The organism is Pseudomonas sp. GL_117 (genome assembly GCF_057835125.1).
The window spans coordinates 2,833,553-2,850,667 of sequence record NZ_CM174418.1; the positions used below are offsets into that span (position 1 = coordinate 2,833,553).

The 17,115-nt window shown below is 59.0% G+C and carries 17 protein-coding genes; 10 read left to right on the top strand and 7 right to left on the bottom strand.

The window, feature by feature from the left end; genetic code table 11:
- Positions 1–146: 146 nt before the first annotated feature.
- A complete protein-coding gene (locus AC3ISR_RS12680) occupies positions 147–1,184 on the top strand; it encodes an alpha/beta hydrolase family protein (RefSeq protein WP_192301188.1) in 1,038 nt (345 codons plus the stop codon).
- Here the strand turns inward: AC3ISR_RS12680 and AC3ISR_RS12685 are convergent.
- Both AC3ISR_RS12685 and AC3ISR_RS12690 read right to left on the bottom strand, forming a co-directional pair.
- A complete protein-coding gene (locus tag AC3ISR_RS12685) occupies positions 1,178–2,353 on the bottom strand; it encodes an MFS transporter (protein WP_489324775.1) in 1,176 nt (391 codons plus the stop codon). The genes AC3ISR_RS12680 and AC3ISR_RS12685 overlap by 7 nt on opposite strands.
- A 202-nt stretch (positions 2,354–2,555) precedes the next feature.
- The gene (locus AC3ISR_RS12690; RefSeq protein ID WP_028616043.1) at positions 2,556–4,142 is read right to left on the bottom strand and encodes an ABC-F family ATPase; all 1,587 of its coding nucleotides are present in this window, start codon (positions 4,140–4,142) and stop codon (positions 2,556–2,558) included.
- A 292-nt stretch (positions 4,143–4,434) separates the two neighbouring features.
- Between AC3ISR_RS12690 and AC3ISR_RS12695 the strand changes: the two genes are divergently transcribed.
- The 3 genes from AC3ISR_RS12695 to AC3ISR_RS12705 all read left to right on the top strand — a co-directional run bounded on the left by AC3ISR_RS12695 (position 4,435) and on the right by AC3ISR_RS12705 (position 6,895).
- Positions 4,435–5,037 (top strand): hypothetical protein, encoded by a 603-nt coding sequence (locus AC3ISR_RS12695; protein WP_192301186.1) that lies wholly within the window; start codon positions 4,435–4,437, stop codon positions 5,035–5,037.
- 800 nt (positions 5,038–5,837) lie between these two features.
- Positions 5,838–6,485 carry a hypothetical protein gene (locus AC3ISR_RS12700; protein WP_192301185.1) on the top strand — a complete coding sequence of 216 codons (648 nt, stop codon included), beginning with the start codon at positions 5,838–5,840 and terminating at the stop codon, positions 6,483–6,485.
- 74 nt (positions 6,486–6,559) lie between these two features.
- Positions 6,560–6,895 carry a hypothetical protein gene (locus tag AC3ISR_RS12705; protein ID WP_192301184.1) on the top strand — a complete coding sequence of 112 codons (336 nt, stop codon included), beginning with the start codon at positions 6,560–6,562 and terminating at the stop codon, positions 6,893–6,895.
- 131 nt (positions 6,896–7,026) lie between these two features.
- On the opposite strand, the gene AC3ISR_RS12710 is transcribed toward AC3ISR_RS12705, so the two are convergent.
- Both AC3ISR_RS12710 and AC3ISR_RS12715 read right to left on the bottom strand, forming a co-directional pair.
- Positions 7,027–7,281 (bottom strand): hypothetical protein, encoded by a 255-nt coding sequence (locus tag AC3ISR_RS12710; protein WP_192301183.1) that lies wholly within the window; start codon positions 7,279–7,281, stop codon positions 7,027–7,029.
- 180 nt (positions 7,282–7,461) lie between these two features.
- Entirely contained in the window at positions 7,462–8,700 is a 1,239-nt protein-coding gene (locus AC3ISR_RS12715) for an MFS transporter (protein ID WP_192301205.1), read from the bottom strand.
- Between the two features lie 154 nt (positions 8,701–8,854).
- On the opposite strand from AC3ISR_RS12715, the gene AC3ISR_RS12720 reads away from it, so the two are divergent.
- Positions 8,855–9,661 (top strand): class I SAM-dependent methyltransferase, encoded by an 807-nt coding sequence (locus tag AC3ISR_RS12720; RefSeq protein WP_192301182.1) that lies wholly within the window; start codon positions 8,855–8,857, stop codon positions 9,659–9,661.
- A 10-nt stretch (positions 9,662–9,671) separates the two neighbouring features.
- Here the strand turns inward: AC3ISR_RS12720 and AC3ISR_RS12725 are convergent, their stop codons facing one another.
- On the bottom strand, positions 9,672–10,058 hold the full coding sequence (locus AC3ISR_RS12725; protein ID WP_192301181.1) for a TIGR03067 domain-containing protein: 387 nt from the start codon (positions 10,056–10,058) through the stop codon (positions 9,672–9,674).
- A gap of 309 nt (positions 10,059–10,367) precedes the next feature.
- Between AC3ISR_RS12725 and AC3ISR_RS12730 the strand changes: the two genes are divergently transcribed.
- The 4 genes from AC3ISR_RS12730 to AC3ISR_RS12745 all read left to right on the top strand — a co-directional run bounded on the left by AC3ISR_RS12730 (position 10,368) and on the right by AC3ISR_RS12745 (position 14,317).
- The gene (locus AC3ISR_RS12730) at positions 10,368–11,615 is read left to right on the top strand and encodes a Wzz/FepE/Etk N-terminal domain-containing protein (protein ID WP_463984501.1); all 1,248 of its coding nucleotides are present in this window, start codon (positions 10,368–10,370) and stop codon (positions 11,613–11,615) included.
- Between the two features lie 201 nt (positions 11,616–11,816).
- Positions 11,817–12,716 (top strand): lipid A hydroxylase LpxO, encoded by a 900-nt coding sequence (gene lpxO / locus AC3ISR_RS12735; RefSeq protein WP_192301179.1) that lies wholly within the window; start codon positions 11,817–11,819, stop codon positions 12,714–12,716.
- A gap of 117 nt (positions 12,717–12,833) precedes the next feature.
- A complete protein-coding gene (locus AC3ISR_RS12740; protein ID WP_463984500.1) occupies positions 12,834–13,148 on the top strand; it encodes a hypothetical protein in 315 nt (104 codons plus the stop codon).
- Between the two features lie 11 nt (positions 13,149–13,159).
- Positions 13,160–14,317, top strand: coding sequence for a PQQ-dependent sugar dehydrogenase (locus AC3ISR_RS12745; protein ID WP_463984499.1), 1,158 nt, complete (start codon positions 13,160–13,162; stop codon positions 14,315–14,317).
- A gap of 74 nt (positions 14,318–14,391) precedes the next feature.
- Here AC3ISR_RS12745 and AC3ISR_RS12750 read toward each other — a convergent pair whose 3' ends face one another.
- The gene (locus tag AC3ISR_RS12750) at positions 14,392–14,871 is read right to left on the bottom strand and encodes a nuclear transport factor 2 family protein (protein WP_192301176.1); all 480 of its coding nucleotides are present in this window, start codon (positions 14,869–14,871) and stop codon (positions 14,392–14,394) included.
- Positions 14,872–14,925: 54 nt separating this feature from the next.
- Positions 14,926–15,489, bottom strand: coding sequence for a TetR/AcrR family transcriptional regulator (locus tag AC3ISR_RS12755; protein ID WP_463984498.1), 564 nt, complete (start codon positions 15,487–15,489; stop codon positions 14,926–14,928).
- Positions 15,490–15,614: 125 nt separating this feature from the next.
- Between AC3ISR_RS12755 and pssA the strand changes: the two genes are divergently transcribed.
- A complete protein-coding gene (gene pssA, locus AC3ISR_RS12760; protein ID WP_463984497.1) occupies positions 15,615–16,958 on the top strand; it encodes a CDP-diacylglycerol--serine O-phosphatidyltransferase in 1,344 nt (447 codons plus the stop codon).
- Positions 16,959–17,115 lie beyond the last annotated feature (157 nt).

Sequence of the window (17,115 nt, forward strand, 5' to 3'; positions counted from 1 at the left end):
TTCGCCTCAATACGCGACCGGAGTACGGAGTTTTTTCGTTTACCCGCTGTCTTTTTAATATGGCCCAGGTTATGCAAGCTCGGGTTCAGTGCCCTGGACTTTTAATTCGACATGTCGGTTCTTACGCAACAAAGGTGGACATCCCCATGATGCGTCTTTGTGCTGTTTTGGTTCTTTCCCTGCTCGGCGGCCTGGTTTCAGTGCATGCCGCGCCTGCGCCGCACCCGCATTGGAGTGTGGGCTTCCATCGCATGACCTTTCTCGATCCGCTGGATTTGCAGCCGATGAAAGCCATCGCCTTTTACCCGTCCACCGACGTCGAGCACACCACGCACCTGGGCGCCTACCAAGTCACGGCGGGTGAGGACGCCAAGGTCGCCATCGGCCGCTTCCCGATGCTGATGCTGTCCCACGGCAATACCGGTACGCCGCTGGCCCTGCATGACCTGGCCACGTCCCTGGCACGCAAGGGCTTTGTGGTGGTGGCGGTGTTGCACCCTGGCGACAACTACAAGGATCACAGTCGCCTGGGCACCCTGAGCAACCTGTATGGGCGGCCGATCCAGATTTCCGAAGCGATCACCGCCACCCTCGGCGACCCGATGCTGTCGCCGTTCGTCAATATTGATCAAGTCGGGGTCATCGGCTATTCGGCCGGTGGCGAGACTGCGCTGATCCTGGCAGGGGCCAAGCCGGATTTCGACCGCTTGCGCCGTTATTGCCAGGAGCGTCCGGAAGACCGCGACGCCTGCACTACCAAGGGTGAGCTGGTGGTCGACCGCGACGACCTGCAACCGCAAGCCGACCCGCGCATCCACGCGCTGATGCTGATGGCGCCGCTGAGCCTGATGTTTGGTCGCCAGACCCTGGCCGACGTGCATGTGCCGGTGCTGCTCTACAGCGGTGACGGCGATAAGTTGGTGGCCGTGGACAAGAACGCCGCCGCCCTCGCACGCAAGTTGCCGCAACCGCCGAACTTCAAGCTGTTGGCGGGGGCGGGGCACTTCGTCTTCATGGCCCCGTGCGACAGCGATCAACTATTGGCGATGCCGGCGATCTGCACCGATGCCGATGGCGTCGACCGTGAAGGCATCCATCGCAACCTGATTTCCGAGGCGGGGCGTTTCTTCACCCATACCCTGGGGCAATCGACCCGCGCCGGGTTGCAGACCGCTGATCAGTAAGCGCGACGTTTGAGCAGCAGGGTCAGGCCCAGTGCGCTGACCGACAGCAACGCCGCGCAGAAGAAGATCCAGCCGTAACCCAGGTTCAATGCAACAAAGCCCATCAACGGCCCGGCAATCGCCAGGGCCAGGTCAAAGAACACCGCGAACGCACTCAGCCCCGCGCCCCGGCTGCTGTTGGGTACTTGCTTGATGGCTTCTACGCCAAGCGCCGGGTACACCAGCGACAAGCCGAAACCGGTCAGCCCGGCGCCAATCAATGCCACGCCGGTGGACGGCGCCAGCCACAGCAGCGTCAGGCCGAGGGTTTCGATGGTCATGCAGGCAATCGCCGCGCGGAAGCCGCCAAAACGGCTGATGGCGGAGATAAACACCATCCGCGCCAGGATAAAACACACGCCGAACACCGTCAGGCAATACGCCGCACCGGCCCAGCCGCGATTGAGGTAGTACAGGGTAATAAAGGTCGTCAGGGTGCCATAGCCGATCGACGCCAGGCACAGGCTGGCACCAAACGGTGCGATACGCCCGAACACCGCCCAAAACGGCAGCCGCTCGCCGCGCACCACCGGCACCGAGGGCTTATTGCGGATCAGCAGCAAACCCAGCGTCGCCAGCACCGACAGTGCAATGCCGAGGCTGGTGTAGCCGTATTCGGCGACCATCACTACGCCCAGTGGTGCACCGATGGCGATGGCGCCGTAGGACGCGATCCCGTTCCAGGAGATCGAGCGTGCCGTGTGCTCGGCGCCGACCTGGCCCATGCACCAACTGATGGTGCCCACGCCGATCAGGCCCTGGGCCACACCGAGCAACAAACGCCCGGCGATCAGGATGCCCAGGCTCAACTCGGGCAGGCTTTCGAGCAGTGTCGCCAGCAACGTCAGCACGCCGCTGACCAGAATCCCCGCCAACCCCAGCACAATCGCACGCTTGGTGCCGACGTTGTCCGACATGCGCCCAGCCATCGGCCGACTGAGCAGGGTCGCCAGGTATTGCGAACCGATGGTGATCCCGGCCACTACCGCGCTGAACCCCAGTTGCTCATGCACATAGCCCGGAATCACCGCAATCGGCAGGCCGATGCAGATGAAGGCAATGAAGGTATAGAAGACGATGGAGACAATCTGCAGGGTAATCGACAGGGAGCTGGGGGCGGCGGCAGACATGAGCACTCATTCGCGGGAGGCGGTGAGGGCATCATGGCAAGGCTTTGGCACAAAAGAAAGCAGGCTATCTATTGTAGTGAGCGGGCTCGCCCGCGCCGGGCTGCACAGCGCCGCCCAAAAAAAACACCGCGGTCTGTCTGGCAGAACGCGGTGTTTGGATGCAGGGCTGCTGCGCAGCCCGGCGCGGGGTACAAGCGGGTGTTTAGAACACCACGCCTTGGCTGCGCAGGTAGTCGTCGTAGGTGCCGCTGAAGTCGATTACGCCGGTGGCGCTCAACTCGATGATGCGGGTAGCCAGGGACGATACGAACTCACGGTCGTGGCTGACGAAGATCAGCGTGCCCGGGTAGTTTTCCAGCGCCAGGTTCAATGCTTCGATGGATTCCATGTCCAAGTGGTTGGTCGGTTCGTCCATGATCAGCACGTTCGGCTTTTGCAGGATCAGCTTGCCGAACAGCATGCGGCCTTGCTCACCACCGGAAATCACCTTCACCGACTTCTGGATCTCGTCGTTGGAGAACAGCATGCGACCGAGGGTGCCACGGATCATCTGCTCGCCCTGCGTCCACTGGCCCATCCAGTCGAACAGGGTGACGTCGTCTTCGAAGTCATGCGCGTGGTCCTGGGCGTAGTAGCCCAGTTCCGCCGCGTCGGTCCACTTGATGCTACCGGCATCCGGGGTCAGTTCGTTGACCAGGGTGCGCAGCAGGGTGGTCTTGCCGATACCGTTCGGGCCGATGATCGCCACGCGCTCGCCGGCTTCGACCTGGAAGCTGAAGTCCTTGAACAGCGGCTTGCCGTCGAAGCCTTTGGCCATTTTTTCGACCATGACTGCCTGGCGGTGCAGCTTCTTGTTCTGCTCGAAACGGATGAACGGGCTCACCCGGCTCGAAGGCTTGACCTCGGCCAGCTGGATCTTGTCGATTGCCTTGGCGCGGGAAGTGGCCTGCTTGGCTTTGGAGGCGTTGGCCGAGAAGCGGCTGACGAAGGATTGCAGTTCGGAGATCTGCGCCTTCTTCTTGGCGTTGTCCGACAGCAGTTGCTCGCGGGACTGGGTCGCCACGGTCATGTACTCGTCGTAGTTGCCTGGGAACAGGCGCAGCTCGCCGTAGTCCAGGTCAGCCATGTGGGTGCACACGCTGTTCAGGAAGTGACGGTCGTGAGAGATGATGATCATCAGGCTCGAACGCTGGGTCAGGATGTTCTCCAGCCAGCGGATGGTGTTGATGTCCAAGTGGTTGGTCGGTTCGTCGAGCAACAGCACTTCAGGATCGGAGAACAGCGCCTGGGCCAGCAACACGCGCAGTTTCCAGCCTGGCGACACTTCGCTCATCGGGCCGAAGTGCTGTTCCAGCGGAATACCCAGGCCCAGCAGCAACTCGCCGGCACGGGATTCGGCGGTGTAGCCGTCCATCTCGGCGAACTCGGTTTCCAGCTCGGCCACGGCCATGCCGTCTTCTTCGCTCATTTCCGGCAGCGAGTAGATACGATCACGCTCGGCCTTGACCTTCCACAGCTCTTCGTGGCCCATGATCACGGTGTCGAGCACAGTGAATTCTTCGTAGGCGAACTGGTCCTGGCGCAACTTACCCAGGCGCACATTCGGCTCCAGCATGACCTGACCGCCGGACGGATCCAGGTCACCACCGAGGATTTTCATGAAGGTCGACTTGCCGCAACCGTTGGCACCGATCAAACCATAACGGTTGCCAGCGCCGAACTTGACCGAGACATTCTCGAAGAGCGGCTTGGCGCCGAACTGCATGGTGATGTTAGCTGTGGAGATCAATTACTTTACCTATCAATGGGTTGCGAGCGTGGCGGCAGGAGCCTTCAGGCATGCGTCAACAGCGACATCAAGGCGCGAAACCCGGTCGCTGAACAGAAAATTTGGATGTGTGTTGGAATTTGGCGCGCATTGTCGCATATGTCAGGCGACAGTTGTATGGCGCGTTCTTTGGTGGATGGAGACGTGGGCCGTCCTTTGCTCTTCGTCTACCGCATTGTCACCACGCAAGGAGGCTCAATTCCTTCTTTGGGTACGCGCCGTGATAGCCTTTAAAGATGATTTGGAGGGATCCATGAGAAAAACGATCGTCCCGCTTTTATTGGTCATTCTCGGGTTTGGGACAGCTGATTATGGATGGTGCGAGCAACGTGACAGGGGCAACGTCGCCAAAACGTCGTCCCTGGTGTCCAGGCACCTGCTTGCTTTTGAACAGGAGCCGAGAGTTGACCTGTCGAGCTATTTGGCGCGCGGTGAGGAGGCTGAGAAGGAACTGGCGGCGGATCTGCTTGAAATGCAATCTGCCGATTGGTCGGGCGCCGAGGCGAAAAGAGATGCGGCAATAGAGTTCACATCCCGTGCCTTGAACGTAATACGCACGTACACGCGCTTTCGTATGGCCAATTTGCGGGTCGGTATGACTGAGCGGCGACTGCTAGAAGAGCAGCGCGCTCTAGCCCAAGAGACAGATCCGAAGCACAAGGGCCTGGTAGCTGAACGCCTGCAAGTCTACAAGGATAAGTACGTGCAAGAGCAGCGCGAGTATTACCATCAAGCGGCTGCTCTGGGTATGCACAGTGAGATGCTGTTAAGGGCAAATGACGGGGTTAACGTTGCATTCGGTGAAGGTAATGGGCTGGATGTAACGACTCAGGAATTCATGAAACGGCTTTTCTAGCCTTGCTTCTGTGCACCTTGAATAAATCCACGCAGGCGCTAAAAGATCGATACCTCAAGCGTGAGTTGGTTCTCGTAGAATTTTGATAGCAAAGATGGACGTAGGTGCTATCACCGAGGAGTGGGGAAACGCCTTGATTGCGTTAAAGGCTTGCCTTTCCTAGGCCCAAGGCATTTCCCAATAATTATCAGGAAACTGTCCAGATCGCAGTCAGGGAAATAAACGAAAATACAACCCCAACAACCAGAGAAACCTGGATCACTGTTATAGACGAAGAAACTAAATTTTCTCTGTAAAATCGCTTGATCTTCGGGGCACTCACGCCGAGCTTTTTAAAGTACTCTGCCTCAGCTCTTAGTCCCGAAAATACTAAAAAAATCGATATTAACAGAGCGATTTTGAAGGAAATTATAAGCCCTACTGCATACATGTGACGTCCCTATACTCCATTTTTCCATCCCCTACCACCGTGAGGATCGTGGCATTATGGTATCGTCACATTTCACTATGTACAACCGCGTCTTGGTTGGTCGCGCTGCTGATTGGCTGCTCCTTTGGCGCCTGGTGAGCTTCTAAATCCAGACGCAAACCAGCCCGCTGTGGGCGGTGTAGGGCATGAAAAACTCAGGCCGCCTTGAACTAAAGTGAGGGCGTTAGCCGCAACCGCATTTGATGTTCACCTACGGTGGATACAGTCGCGATAAATCAGTCCATGAAAGAACCCCTTCTGACTGGACGATGCCTACTCGAGAAGAGATTGGGACGATCTTCCAAAAAAACCAGATTCAAGGATGTAGTAGATGCGTAATACCTGGTTGCTCCTGTTTTCTTCGTCTATCGCCCTTGCGGGTTGTGGCGGGATTCCCTCTGTTCCCTATGTCGATCCAACTCAGGCTGAGAATACGGCCCGAGTCCGTGTGATCACCAATTCCAGTGTGTTTGGCGATAGCGTGACTGGTAGTTGCGCCCCGGGTACTCGCCACAAAATGGCTGAAGCTGGCCGTTTCTCCGAGGACGGACAGCCGAGCATTAACTACCCTCAGTACCCACTTAAACCGGCCATTCTTGGTATGCCGGGAAGGGTTTCACCCAAGCTTCAGCAGTATATCGGGGCTGTTCGGATGGCCGAGGGCTTGTACACCGAGATGGTGGCTGAGTATCGCGTTAAAACAGATACACCCTTTCAGATCGCGACATTGGGGGCGTCGGCCGGCAGCTACGGCAGCACTTATGCTGTGTGCCCAGGCCAGGCGAAAGTATTCAATCTGGAGCCCGGAAAAGACTATGAGGCGTTGGTCGGATTCGGCCGCGCGCCAAACGCGGATGGAAATGTGGTGCTTGTGTGTATGTTTGGCGTAGTCGAGCTTGCCTCTGTCCCTAACTTACCGTTTGCATTGCCGAAAAGGCTTGCAGGTTCGGAGTCGCCACAGACGCTGTGCAAGGGTTAAGTAGCACGGTGCATATTTTTTACTGTTCTACCCGCTGTTTGCGGGCCTCAGCGTTTATCCAAAAGGAGCTGTGAATGTCGGTTGTAGGGATTTGTAGGCTGTCACTATCTTGGGCAGGCATTTGCTTCGCGGCGAGTGCTTTTGCAAGCGAGAGTTTAGAACTGCATCGAACCGCTATAACCACTATTGCGATGGAGCAGGTTTGCCAAAACGCCAACCCTGGGATGAATGTGAGCCTCGAAAACGCTTTCGCCAACGACACTTGGGAGGTTGAAACGAAAGCAGAAGTCAGAAGAATACAAGCAGAACCTGCATATAAACCCGAAGTTGCCGAGATGGTAAAAAAACTCAGCGCTCCACCTTTTCAGGTGCTTCAGAAGGAATTGTGCGGCGTTTACATCGCCAAATAAGAGGGTTACGCCCAATTGCATCTCGCTGCAATCGTTCTGAGGGATGCAATCGCCCGCCAAGCCGCGTGTTCATCGCCCAACTGCCCGGCGTCGCAATAGCCGGGCAGCAATTTCAGGGTAAGACCATGTGCCTAAACGGAATGGCTCCGGATTATTTGTCCCGCCTTCACCTCATCCGCATACCCGGCGAGCTTTGCCTGCTGAGCCGTGAGCAGGGCACACAGCTTCATCAAGGCGATTGCTTGATCGGGGGATCTGTCGATCCCCGCGCTGGCGGTCAGCGCGTTCACCGACCAGGCGATGACCGCCGCCGCATCTTCAAGGTCGTAGAAGAGTTCCTGTTGGGCGGTCCTGGGGCCGTCGAGCTTTTCCATCAGATCTGCCATTTACCCATGCTCCCCAAAGAAATGATTCGGCAGTAGCAACTCAACCACACCTACGAAAACGTACAGCACAAAGCGCTGGTTTCGCCATGAGTTCATTGGATTATCCAGTGCCGATGGCAGTAGCCGAACGTGTAGGTAGCCTACAGGACAACGTCGACGATCCTGGTGGGATTTTTGGCTTCAGGCAACAGTGACACGCCGCACCGAAGCCCCCCTCACCAACGTCTCCGGCATCGCCATGCCCAACAGCCCCAGCGCCACCGTCGCCACACCCGCCAACGTCAGGAACGCCGCATTGTACCCAGCCTGTTGCACGACAAAACCGGCCAGGCTGCTGCTCAGTGCCGCGCCCAGGCCAAATGCGGTGGACAGGGCGCCCAGGCTGACGTTGAAGCGGCCGGTGCCTTGAGTCAGGTCTTTGACGATGACCGGAAACAGTGCGCCGAAAATGCCTGCACCGACGCCATCAAGCAGCTGGACCGCCACCAGCCAGTAGGGATCATTGGACAAGGTGTAAAGCACACCGCGTACCGGCAGGATCATGAAGCCGGCCAGCAACAACGGTTTGCGCCCCCACACATCGGCCTTTATGCCCACTAGCCAGGCCACTGGCACCATCACCAATTGTGCGGCGACGATGCAGGCGGAGGTCAGCGGTGTGGCCAGGTGCAGGTTGATTTGCGCGAGCTTTTGGCTGACCAGCGGCAGCATCGCAGCGTTGGCCAAGTGGAACAGTGCGCAGCAGATGGCGAACACCAGCAGCGGGCGGTTTGCCAGCAGCACGCGCAGGCCGGACGGTTGGGTGTGGTCGCGGCTGTGGGTAGGGTCGAAACCGCGGGCGACGTCATGGTCGATGGCGCTGGCCGACACGCAACTGATCGCCACCACGCTGGCCAGGGCCATGAAGGCCATCAGGTAAAACACCACCACCGGGCCGTACAAGTACGCCAGGCCACCGGCCAGCAGTGCGGCGGTGGCGTTGCCGGCGTGGTTGAAGGTTTCGTTGCGGCCGGTGCGGCGGGTGAAGGCGCGTGGTCCGGTGATGCCCAGGGAAATCGCAGAAATGGCCGGGGCGAACACCGAGGCGGCGACGGCACTGGCCGCTTGGGTCAAGGCCACCAGGCTGAACGAGCTGACGAAAGGCAGCAGCAGGCAACTGAGGGTGACCAGGATGGCGGCGATGGCGATCACGGCCCGCTTGCTGTGGGTGCGGTCGATCAGTGCTCCGGCCGGGCCTTGGGTAAGCAGTGCAGCGATGCCGGCCAGGGTCATGACGACACCAATACTGGCGGGGTCCCATTTGTGTACCGCCAGCAGGTAAATCGCCAGGTAGGGGCCAAGGCCGTCACGCACGTCCGCGAGGAAGAAGTTGAGGCTGTCGAGGGACAGGGTGTTGCGCAGGTCTGAGTGTCGGGCCACGGCGGGTTCTTCGGGGGCGGCGTTCAACGGCTGAACACGCATTGCGTTAATGACCTGCGGGCTTTGGGATTAGTTTCGCGGCGTCATCAGGGTTTTATTCCCGACGCGCTTGGCTTACTTTCTGTCCCCGCGAATACAACTCCCTGGAGAAGCAATGGACATGCCCTCGGCCCAACAGGCCATCACCAGCAACAAGCACGCCTGGGACCAATCCGCGCAGTTGCACAAAGACACCGATAATTGGAAGAGCTTGCTGGGCGCGGTCGCCGACCCGAATTTCTCGCGGCTGGACCCGACCATCACCGCCTTGCTGCGAGACGTCGGTGTAGACGGTAAAGACGTGGTGCAGTTGTGCTGTAACAACGGCCGCGAATGCCTGTCGTTGTTCAGCCTGGGCGCGCGTTCGGTGGTGGGTGTGGATCAATCCCGGGCCTTTTTGCAGCAGGCAGGGGAGCTGGCACAGGTCTCGCCCCATAACCCCGAGTTTATCGAGGCCGATGTCTATCAATTGCCCGAGCGTCTGCACGAACGGTTCGACGTGGCCTTGGTGACCATTGGGGTACTGGGCTGGATGCCGGATGTGGCGCTGTTCATGCGTCATGTCGCCAGCACCCTGAAGCCCGGCGGCACGCTGGTGATGTATGAAACCCATCCGTTCCTGGAAGTGTTTGACCCACGCGCAGACAATCCGCAGTTGCCCGCCAGCTCGTATTTCCAGCGCGATCCTTTCGTGTTGCAGGAGTCCATCGTCTATGAAGGGCTGGGTGAGACGGCCGGGCCTACGTCCTATTGGTTTGTGCACACCTTGGGCAGTCTGATCACCGCGGCAATTGGGGCGGGCCTGCAGATTGGTCATTTGCAGGAGTACCCGCATTCCAACCGCGAGGAGCTCTATGACCAATATGAGCACCAGCTCGCGCAGTTGCCGTTGTGTTTTACCCTGACGGCAAGCAAGCGCTGAGCATTGGCGCTCAGGCCCTGCGCACGAAGGTACGCATGGTTTGCCCCGGCCCTGTGCTGAATACCGTCGGCCGGGGCATGTGTTCATCTGCTGCAATAAACACAAACTCATCCGCTTCAAGGCGATAGCTGGCGGGCAACTGCTTGCCGGCGTCTTCGCCGATGGCATCGATCCAGGTAATGCTTTTGGGGACAGCGGCGCTGTCCAGGAAAAACCGCCCCGCCAGCAATACTTCGCCGTCGACGGTAGTCACTTCGAATCGATCATCGGTAATGGTGGTCACGGCGCCTGGAGCGCTGTGGGCATCGACCGGGTTGAGCACGCCACTGTCTTCCAGCGCGGTCTGTTCCCAGATGCCTTGTAGGGCCTGGAAGTCTGGGTCTGCAGTAAATGTCATACAAATTCCTTTTTGTTGTTGGACTGGTCGCGAGTCGTTAGGGGGGGCTTCACTTTACTCCGTCTACTTGAGTTCACAAGGTTGTAGGAATGGTCTGCTTTTATTCCGCTGACCGAGATTTTTCCTTTTTTGCCAATGGATTAGCGTTATTTTCTGGCCCTCGGGCAGTGTCCGCCACGCAACCGTCTATGCTTTCGTCAGTAACAGAGGACGCCTTGTGTGTCCTTGACGTTGCCCCCTGTTTATTCCGTCGTTATTCAGGTCTGTGTTGTTGGGCACTGAGTAACAACTTTTCGGGGCATATCAACGTTGAAAAATACTCATCCGTTACGCCAGCATCCCGTTTCTGACGAAATCGACCTGTTTGACCTGCTTCAAGCGATCTGGAAGCAGAAAACATGGGTGGCTGGCTGTGCACTTGTCGCCGGGCTGCTGGGCGCCATTTACGCGTTTATGTCGCCGCAGGTGTATCAGGTCAGCAGTGTGCTGAGGCCGGTAGCCATCAATGAGTTGGATGCGCTCAACCGTTCCGATGTGTACAAGCTGTCACCGGCGGATGCCTTGGCCAAAGTGGCGGTACAGCTGGATTCCTACGAAACCCGTTTGGCTTTCTTCAGGGCGAACCCAACGTTGCTTGCAGCCGATGAGCGCTCTGGATACAGCCAGGCCCAAAGCGCTGAGGCATTCAATCTGATGTTGTTTGATTCCAAAGGGAGCGACGCGGGCAACGCTTCCCTGCGGGTGGAGATGCAGTACCCAAAAGGCGTCGATGGTGTGGCGATCCTCAAGGGTTTTATCGACTATGCGATTGCCCGCCAACGGGATCAGGTTGGCGCCGACTTGACGGTGATCGTCAACAATCGCCTGGCGGAACTCGAGGGCAAGATCGATAACGCGCGTAAAGATTACGCGCGGGAAAAAGCGGCAAAAATCGCCCAATTACTGGAAAACGACAGAATCAAGCGCGCCCAGTTACAGGACGAACTCGATGCGTTGCGCTTGGCGCTGCGAGTGCAGCGCACCCAACGTTTGGCGCAGTTGAGTGAGGCGATTGCGATTGCCAGGTCCGCCGGAATAAAAACGCCCTCGGCAGTGGGCACACCCCAAGCATCACCTACGCAGGTCACGAACCAGGCGTCAGCGCTCTACTTGATGGGCACTCAAGCGCTGGAGGCCGAGCGTGCCGCGTTGCAGCAGCGCACCGGCGACGACTTCACCAGTGAACGCGTCGCCGAAATCGGCAAGGAGCTGCATCTGCTGGAGGCGAATCGAGAGGTTGATGCGCTCAAGGCACGTGGCGATGACGACATGTTCATCCAGAATGTGGAATGGCCGAGGGCCGAAATCGCACGGCTGCGCGGCCTCAATATTGATATGAACGGGCTGAAACTGGTGACAATCGACCGCCCGGCCCAGGAACCGCTGAGCCCGATCAAGCCGCGCAAGGCGCTTATCATCGTCGTGAGCCTGTCGGCTGGGCTGATGCTCGGGATGTTGCTGGCCTTGATCCGCCATCTCTTCCAGACGCGGGGGGAACGCACACCCTCTACACATTAAGTGGACAGCTTTTCACAATTCTTAGTTAACCTTTGGTTACAAATTGTGGCTAAATATCTGCCAATGGCGACGTCGCGCTGAGTCATTCAACCGTGCGCGTCGCCGGTCTGTGAATTGTGATTTCAGCTGCTGCTTATTAAACCTCGGCCGTCGTGGGCACGCAGGAGCAGCCTGTTTTCTTCTGACGTGTGACGGATTCCCGTGAAACTCATCATTGTTGGCCTCTACGTTGCTTGCATCGCGTATGTACACCTGCGTGGCCGGGTGCGCCACAAACTGGGTCGCCAACTGAGCGACCACTCTACGTTCCTGGCGCCGATCAACTGCTTTCTCTACCTGTTTTCCAAACTGCCGAGCCGGCCGTACCTGTCGCCCAGCGACTTTCCGGACCTGAGCCCATTGCAGGAGCACTGGCAGGAAATTCGTGAAGAAGGCCAGAACCTGATGCGCGCCGGGGCGATCAAGCGCTCGGACCAATACAACGACGTGGGTTTCAATTCGTTCTTCAAGTCGGGCTGGAAGCGTTTCTACCTCAAGTGGTACGGCGACAGTCATCCCTCGGCCATGAAGCTGTGCCCGCGCACCACGGAGTTGGTGAAAGGCATCGGCTCGATCAAGGCGGCGATGTTCGCCGAGCTGCCGCCGGGCTCGCGGCTGGTGCGGCACCGCGACCCCTACGCCGGGTCCTACCGCTACCACTTGGGCCTGGATACGCCGAACGATCCCGGTTGCTATATCAATGTGGATGGCGAACAGTATTTTTGGCGTGACGGCGAAGCGGTGATGTTTGACGAGACATATATCCACTACGCCGAAAACACCACCCAGCAGAACCGACTCATTCTGTTCTGCGACATCGAACGGCCAATGAAATACCGCTGGGCGAGCGCATTCAACCGCTGGTTCAGCCGCAACGTGATGGCGGCCGCAGGTTCGCCGAATGACGCTGGCGACAAGACTGGCGGGCTGAACCGAGCGTTTACGCGGCTGTACAAGATTCGTCTGCGTGGCAAGCAGCTGAAGAAGCGCAACCGCACGCGTTATTACCTGGAAAAGTGGGCGATTTTTGCGGCATTGGCGATGATCTTCGTGCTGATCTGAGCCTGGCGCAGACAGATCGTGTTACACCTGATGAGAAACAATTTAGTTACCAAAGCCGAACCCTGGGCGTAGCGTGCTATCGAAAGCACGTACTACTCGCCCTTGAGAGGCTTTGTCATGAACAGTTGTGTACGTCATCTGGCCGCGCTGGCGGTGGGCCTGGCCCTGACCTCACTGGCCCAGGCCCAAAACCTGCCCGGCAACAACGACGCCAACAACGGCGCGATCCACCGGGCCAACCCCAACAGCATGCAGGGCACCCAGCCCAATGCGCCGGCCATTCGCGGCCCCCGGACTGGCCCGACCCCACCTGCACCGACCCTTGAAAACGGCGGCATCGGTAATCGTTACCCCACGCGTAATACCGCCCCCAGCCGTCCGGCCACCGAAACCAAAGCCCCCACTTACGATGCCAACGGCAATCGCCGGTAAGGACTCGCCATATGTTTTTACGTAAAACGCTGCTCGCCGTCCTCTGCACCAGCACGCTGCTGCCTCTGGCCACTGCTTACGCCGCCGATGGCCAGCAGTTCCCCAGTGAGCAAGGCAGCATCACCGCCACGCCGATCGCCAAGGGCCTGGACCACCCTTGGGCGGTAGCGTTTCTGCCGGACAAGCAAGGCTTTCTGGTGACTGAACGCCCCGGCCATCTGCGGCTGGTCAGCCCGGACGGCAAGCTCTCTGCACCGTTGAGCGGTGTGCCGCAGGTTTGGGCCAAAGGGCAGGGCGGTCTGCTCGATGTGGTGTTGTCGCCGGACTTCAAGCAGGACCGCATGGTGTATCTGTCCTACGCCGAAGGTGGCGGGCAGGGCGGCACCGCCGGTACGGCGGTCGGGCGCGGACGATTGGCCGACGACTTGAGCGGGCTGAAGGATTTCAAGGTGATCCTGCGCCAGGAGCCCAAGCTGTCCACCGGCAACCACTTCGGCTCGCGCCTGGCGTTCGACCGCGACGGCTATCTGTTTGTGACGCTGGGCGAAAACAACGACCGGCCGACCGCCCAGGACCTCGACAAGCTGCAAGGCAAGGTGGTGCGTATTTATCCGGACGGCCGCGTGCCGGATGACAACCCGTTCGTGGGGCAGGCCGGCGTGAGGCCTGAGATCTGGTCCTACGGCCAGCGCAACCCGCAAGGCCTGGCACTCAACCCATGGAGTGGGACGGTCTGGGAAAACGAACACGGGCCGCGTGGCGGGGATGAAATCAACATCATCGAACGTGGCAAGAACTATGGCTGGCCGCTGGCAACCCACGGCATCAATTATTCCCTGACGCCGATTCCGGAAGCCAAGGGCAAGACGGCGGAAGGCACGGTGGCGCCTCACCATGTGTGGGAAAAGTCACCGGGCATCAGCGGCATGGCGTTTTATGACGCTGACCGCTTCAAGCCTTGGCAGCACAACGCATTCATTGGTGCATTGGCCAGCCAGGAATTGATCCGTTTGCAGTTCGAAGGGGACAAGGTGGTGCATGAAGAGCGCCTGCTGGGCGGCTTGAAAGCGCGAATTCGCGATGTGCGGCAAGGGCCGGATGGCTACTTGTATGTGCTGACGGATGAAGATGACGGCGTGTTGTATCGGGTCGGACTGAATCAGGACTGATGGTACTGACACCACGTGGTCAAAAACGGCGGGAGGGGGGCACGTCCCCTGCCGCCGTTTGATCCTGCGCAGGCTTACAAGCCGAGGTCCGACAGCCCTGGATGATCATCCGGTCGCCGACCCAACGGCCAGTGGAACTTGCGCTCGCTCTCCTTGATCGGCAGGTCGTTGATACAGGCAAACCGATTGGCCATCAGACCGTTCTCGTCGAACTCCCAGTTCTCATTGCCGTAGGAGCGGAACCAGTTGCCGGAGTCGTCATGCCACTCATAGGCATAACGCACGGCGATGCGGTTATCGGTGAATGCCCACAGCTCCTTGATCAGGCGGTAGTCCAACTCCTTGGCCCATTTGCGGCTGAGCAAACCCTTGGCTTCGTCACGGCCGTGAGCAAATTCGGCGCGGTTGCGCCAGCGTGTGTCCAGTGTGTAGGCCAGCGACACCCGTTGCGGGTCGCGGGAGTTCCAGCCGTCTTCGGCCAGGCGAACTTTCTCGACCGCCGACTCGAGGGTGAACGGCGGCAACGGCGGGCGTGTTTCGGTGTTAGATGACATCAGGCAGCTCCTGTAAACAATAAGGTTCTATCGAAAGTTGCCAGGCAAGTGCGTTCACAGTCCCAATAATGTTCGCGCCATGCATTGCGCTTTATCGGCAGCTGTTGAATCACCCATCACCAGGGCAACGGTAATGGCGCCATCGATCAGGATCAGCAGTTGCGCGGCCTGCTGCGGTGGGTCGGCGGTGCCATGTGCTTGACACAGTTCAAGTACGTACTCGAACAGTTTCCGTTTATGCGCCTTGGCCAGCAGGCGTACCGGGTCTTGTGGGTCGCCGGTTTCGCCACTGGTGTTGATGAAGGCGCAGCCACGGAAGTCGGCTGAGCCGAACCACGCCTTCAGCGCCGTGAACAGCGCCAGCAGGCGTTCGCCACTGCCCTCGCTGCGCGCCACTTCAGTGCGCAGCCACTGCATCCAACGCGCGTCGCGCCGTTGCAGGGCGGCAATCACCAATTCGTCCTTGTTGGCGAAATAGCGGTAAATACTTTTTCTCGACACGCCGGCGGTTTTCACCAGTAAGTCCATGCCGGTGGCGGCGATGCCATGGCGGTAGATCAACTTTTCAGTGACGTCGAGAATAATGTCGCGGGTTTCACTATGGGTCATATCGTTCATTTTGCAGACAGTAGAACGATCGTTCTTCATGGTCAATTAATTTTTTTCCATGCGCCGCAGCAAGACCTGAGCACCCCCATGGTGTAAGCTCGGGGCCTCTTCGGATTCGACCCATTGCGAGCCTTATGCCGTCGTTCTTCAAACGTTCCCTGTTGCCTAAACTGCGCGGTTTCCCACTGTCCACCGATGCCATCGAGGTGCTGTCCGGCGCCGATGCCTATCGCCGCTGCCTGTTGGAGAAAATTCCCCAGGCGACGCGCCGCATCTACATCGTCGCGCTGTATCTGCAGCAGGACGAAGCCGGGCAGGAAATCTACGACGCCCTGCATGCCGCCAAGGCCGCAAGGCCCGAGTTGGACATCGTGGTGGTAGTCGACTGGCTGCGCGCCCAGCGTGGGTTGATCGGTGCCGGCAAACAGCCCGGCAACAGCGCCTGGTACCAGGCGATGACCCAATCCCATGCCAGTGAAGTGCCGGTGTATGGCGTGCCGGTGCAGACCCGCGAACTGTTCGGCGTGCTGCACCTCAAGGGCTTTGTGATCGACGACACGGTGCTGTACAGCGGCGCCAGCCTGAACAACGTTTACCTGCACAAGTTCGACAAGTATCGCTTCGACCGCTATCACCTGATTCACAGCCAGCCGCTGGCCGATTCCATGCAACACCTGATCGAGCACGGCCTGGTGGCGTCCAAAGCGGTGCATCGCCTCGACCTGCCGAACCCGCCGACCACCCGCAGCCTGCGCAACGACATCGGCGATTTGCGCAGCCGCCTCAAACACGCGGCCTACGACACCACCCGCGGGCAGTTGCCCAACGGTCATCTGTCGGTCAGCCCCTTGCTGGGGGTGGGCAAGAACAACCCGTTGAGCCGGGTGATCCTGGAGCTCATCGCCAGCGCCCAGCACCAGCTGACGATCTGCACGCCGTATTTCAACCTGCCGTTGCCGGTGACCCGCGAGATCAACCGTGCCCTGGCGCGTGGCGTGAAGATCGACATCGTTGTCGGCGACAAGACCGCCAACGACTTCTACATCCCGCCCAGCGAACCCTTCAAGGTGATCGCGGCATTGCCGTACCTGTACGAAATCAGCCTGCGCCGCTTCGCCAAGCGTCACCAGCCGATGATCGACAGCGGCCAGTTGAACCTGCACCTGTGGCGTGATGGCGACAACACCTACCACCTCAAGGGCATGTGGGTCGACCAGCGCTATACGTTGCTGACCGGCAACAACCTCAACCCGCGGGCGTTTCGGCTGGACCTGGAAAACGCCTTGCTGATCGATGACCCGCAAGGCCAGTGGCTGGAGCCACGGCGTACCGAGCTGGCGCAGATTTTCCAGCACACCACGCGCATCGACGGTTACGCGCAGTTGCAGACCCTGGTGGACTACCCGGCGGCGGTAGGCAAGTTTCTGCGGCGGGTCAGTCGGGTGCGGATCGAACGGTTGCTGTACCGGATTCTGTAGCGACACAACCCGAAACCACTTCCAGGGCTGAACGGGCCCTGGCAGCACGTGCATTGCGAAAACACTTACATGCGGTCTTGAGGTGGCTTTGTAGGATTTCTTTGGACGGTTCTAAGGGACGAGAACTTTCGCGATCTCAACCGTGAAGAGAACTCCC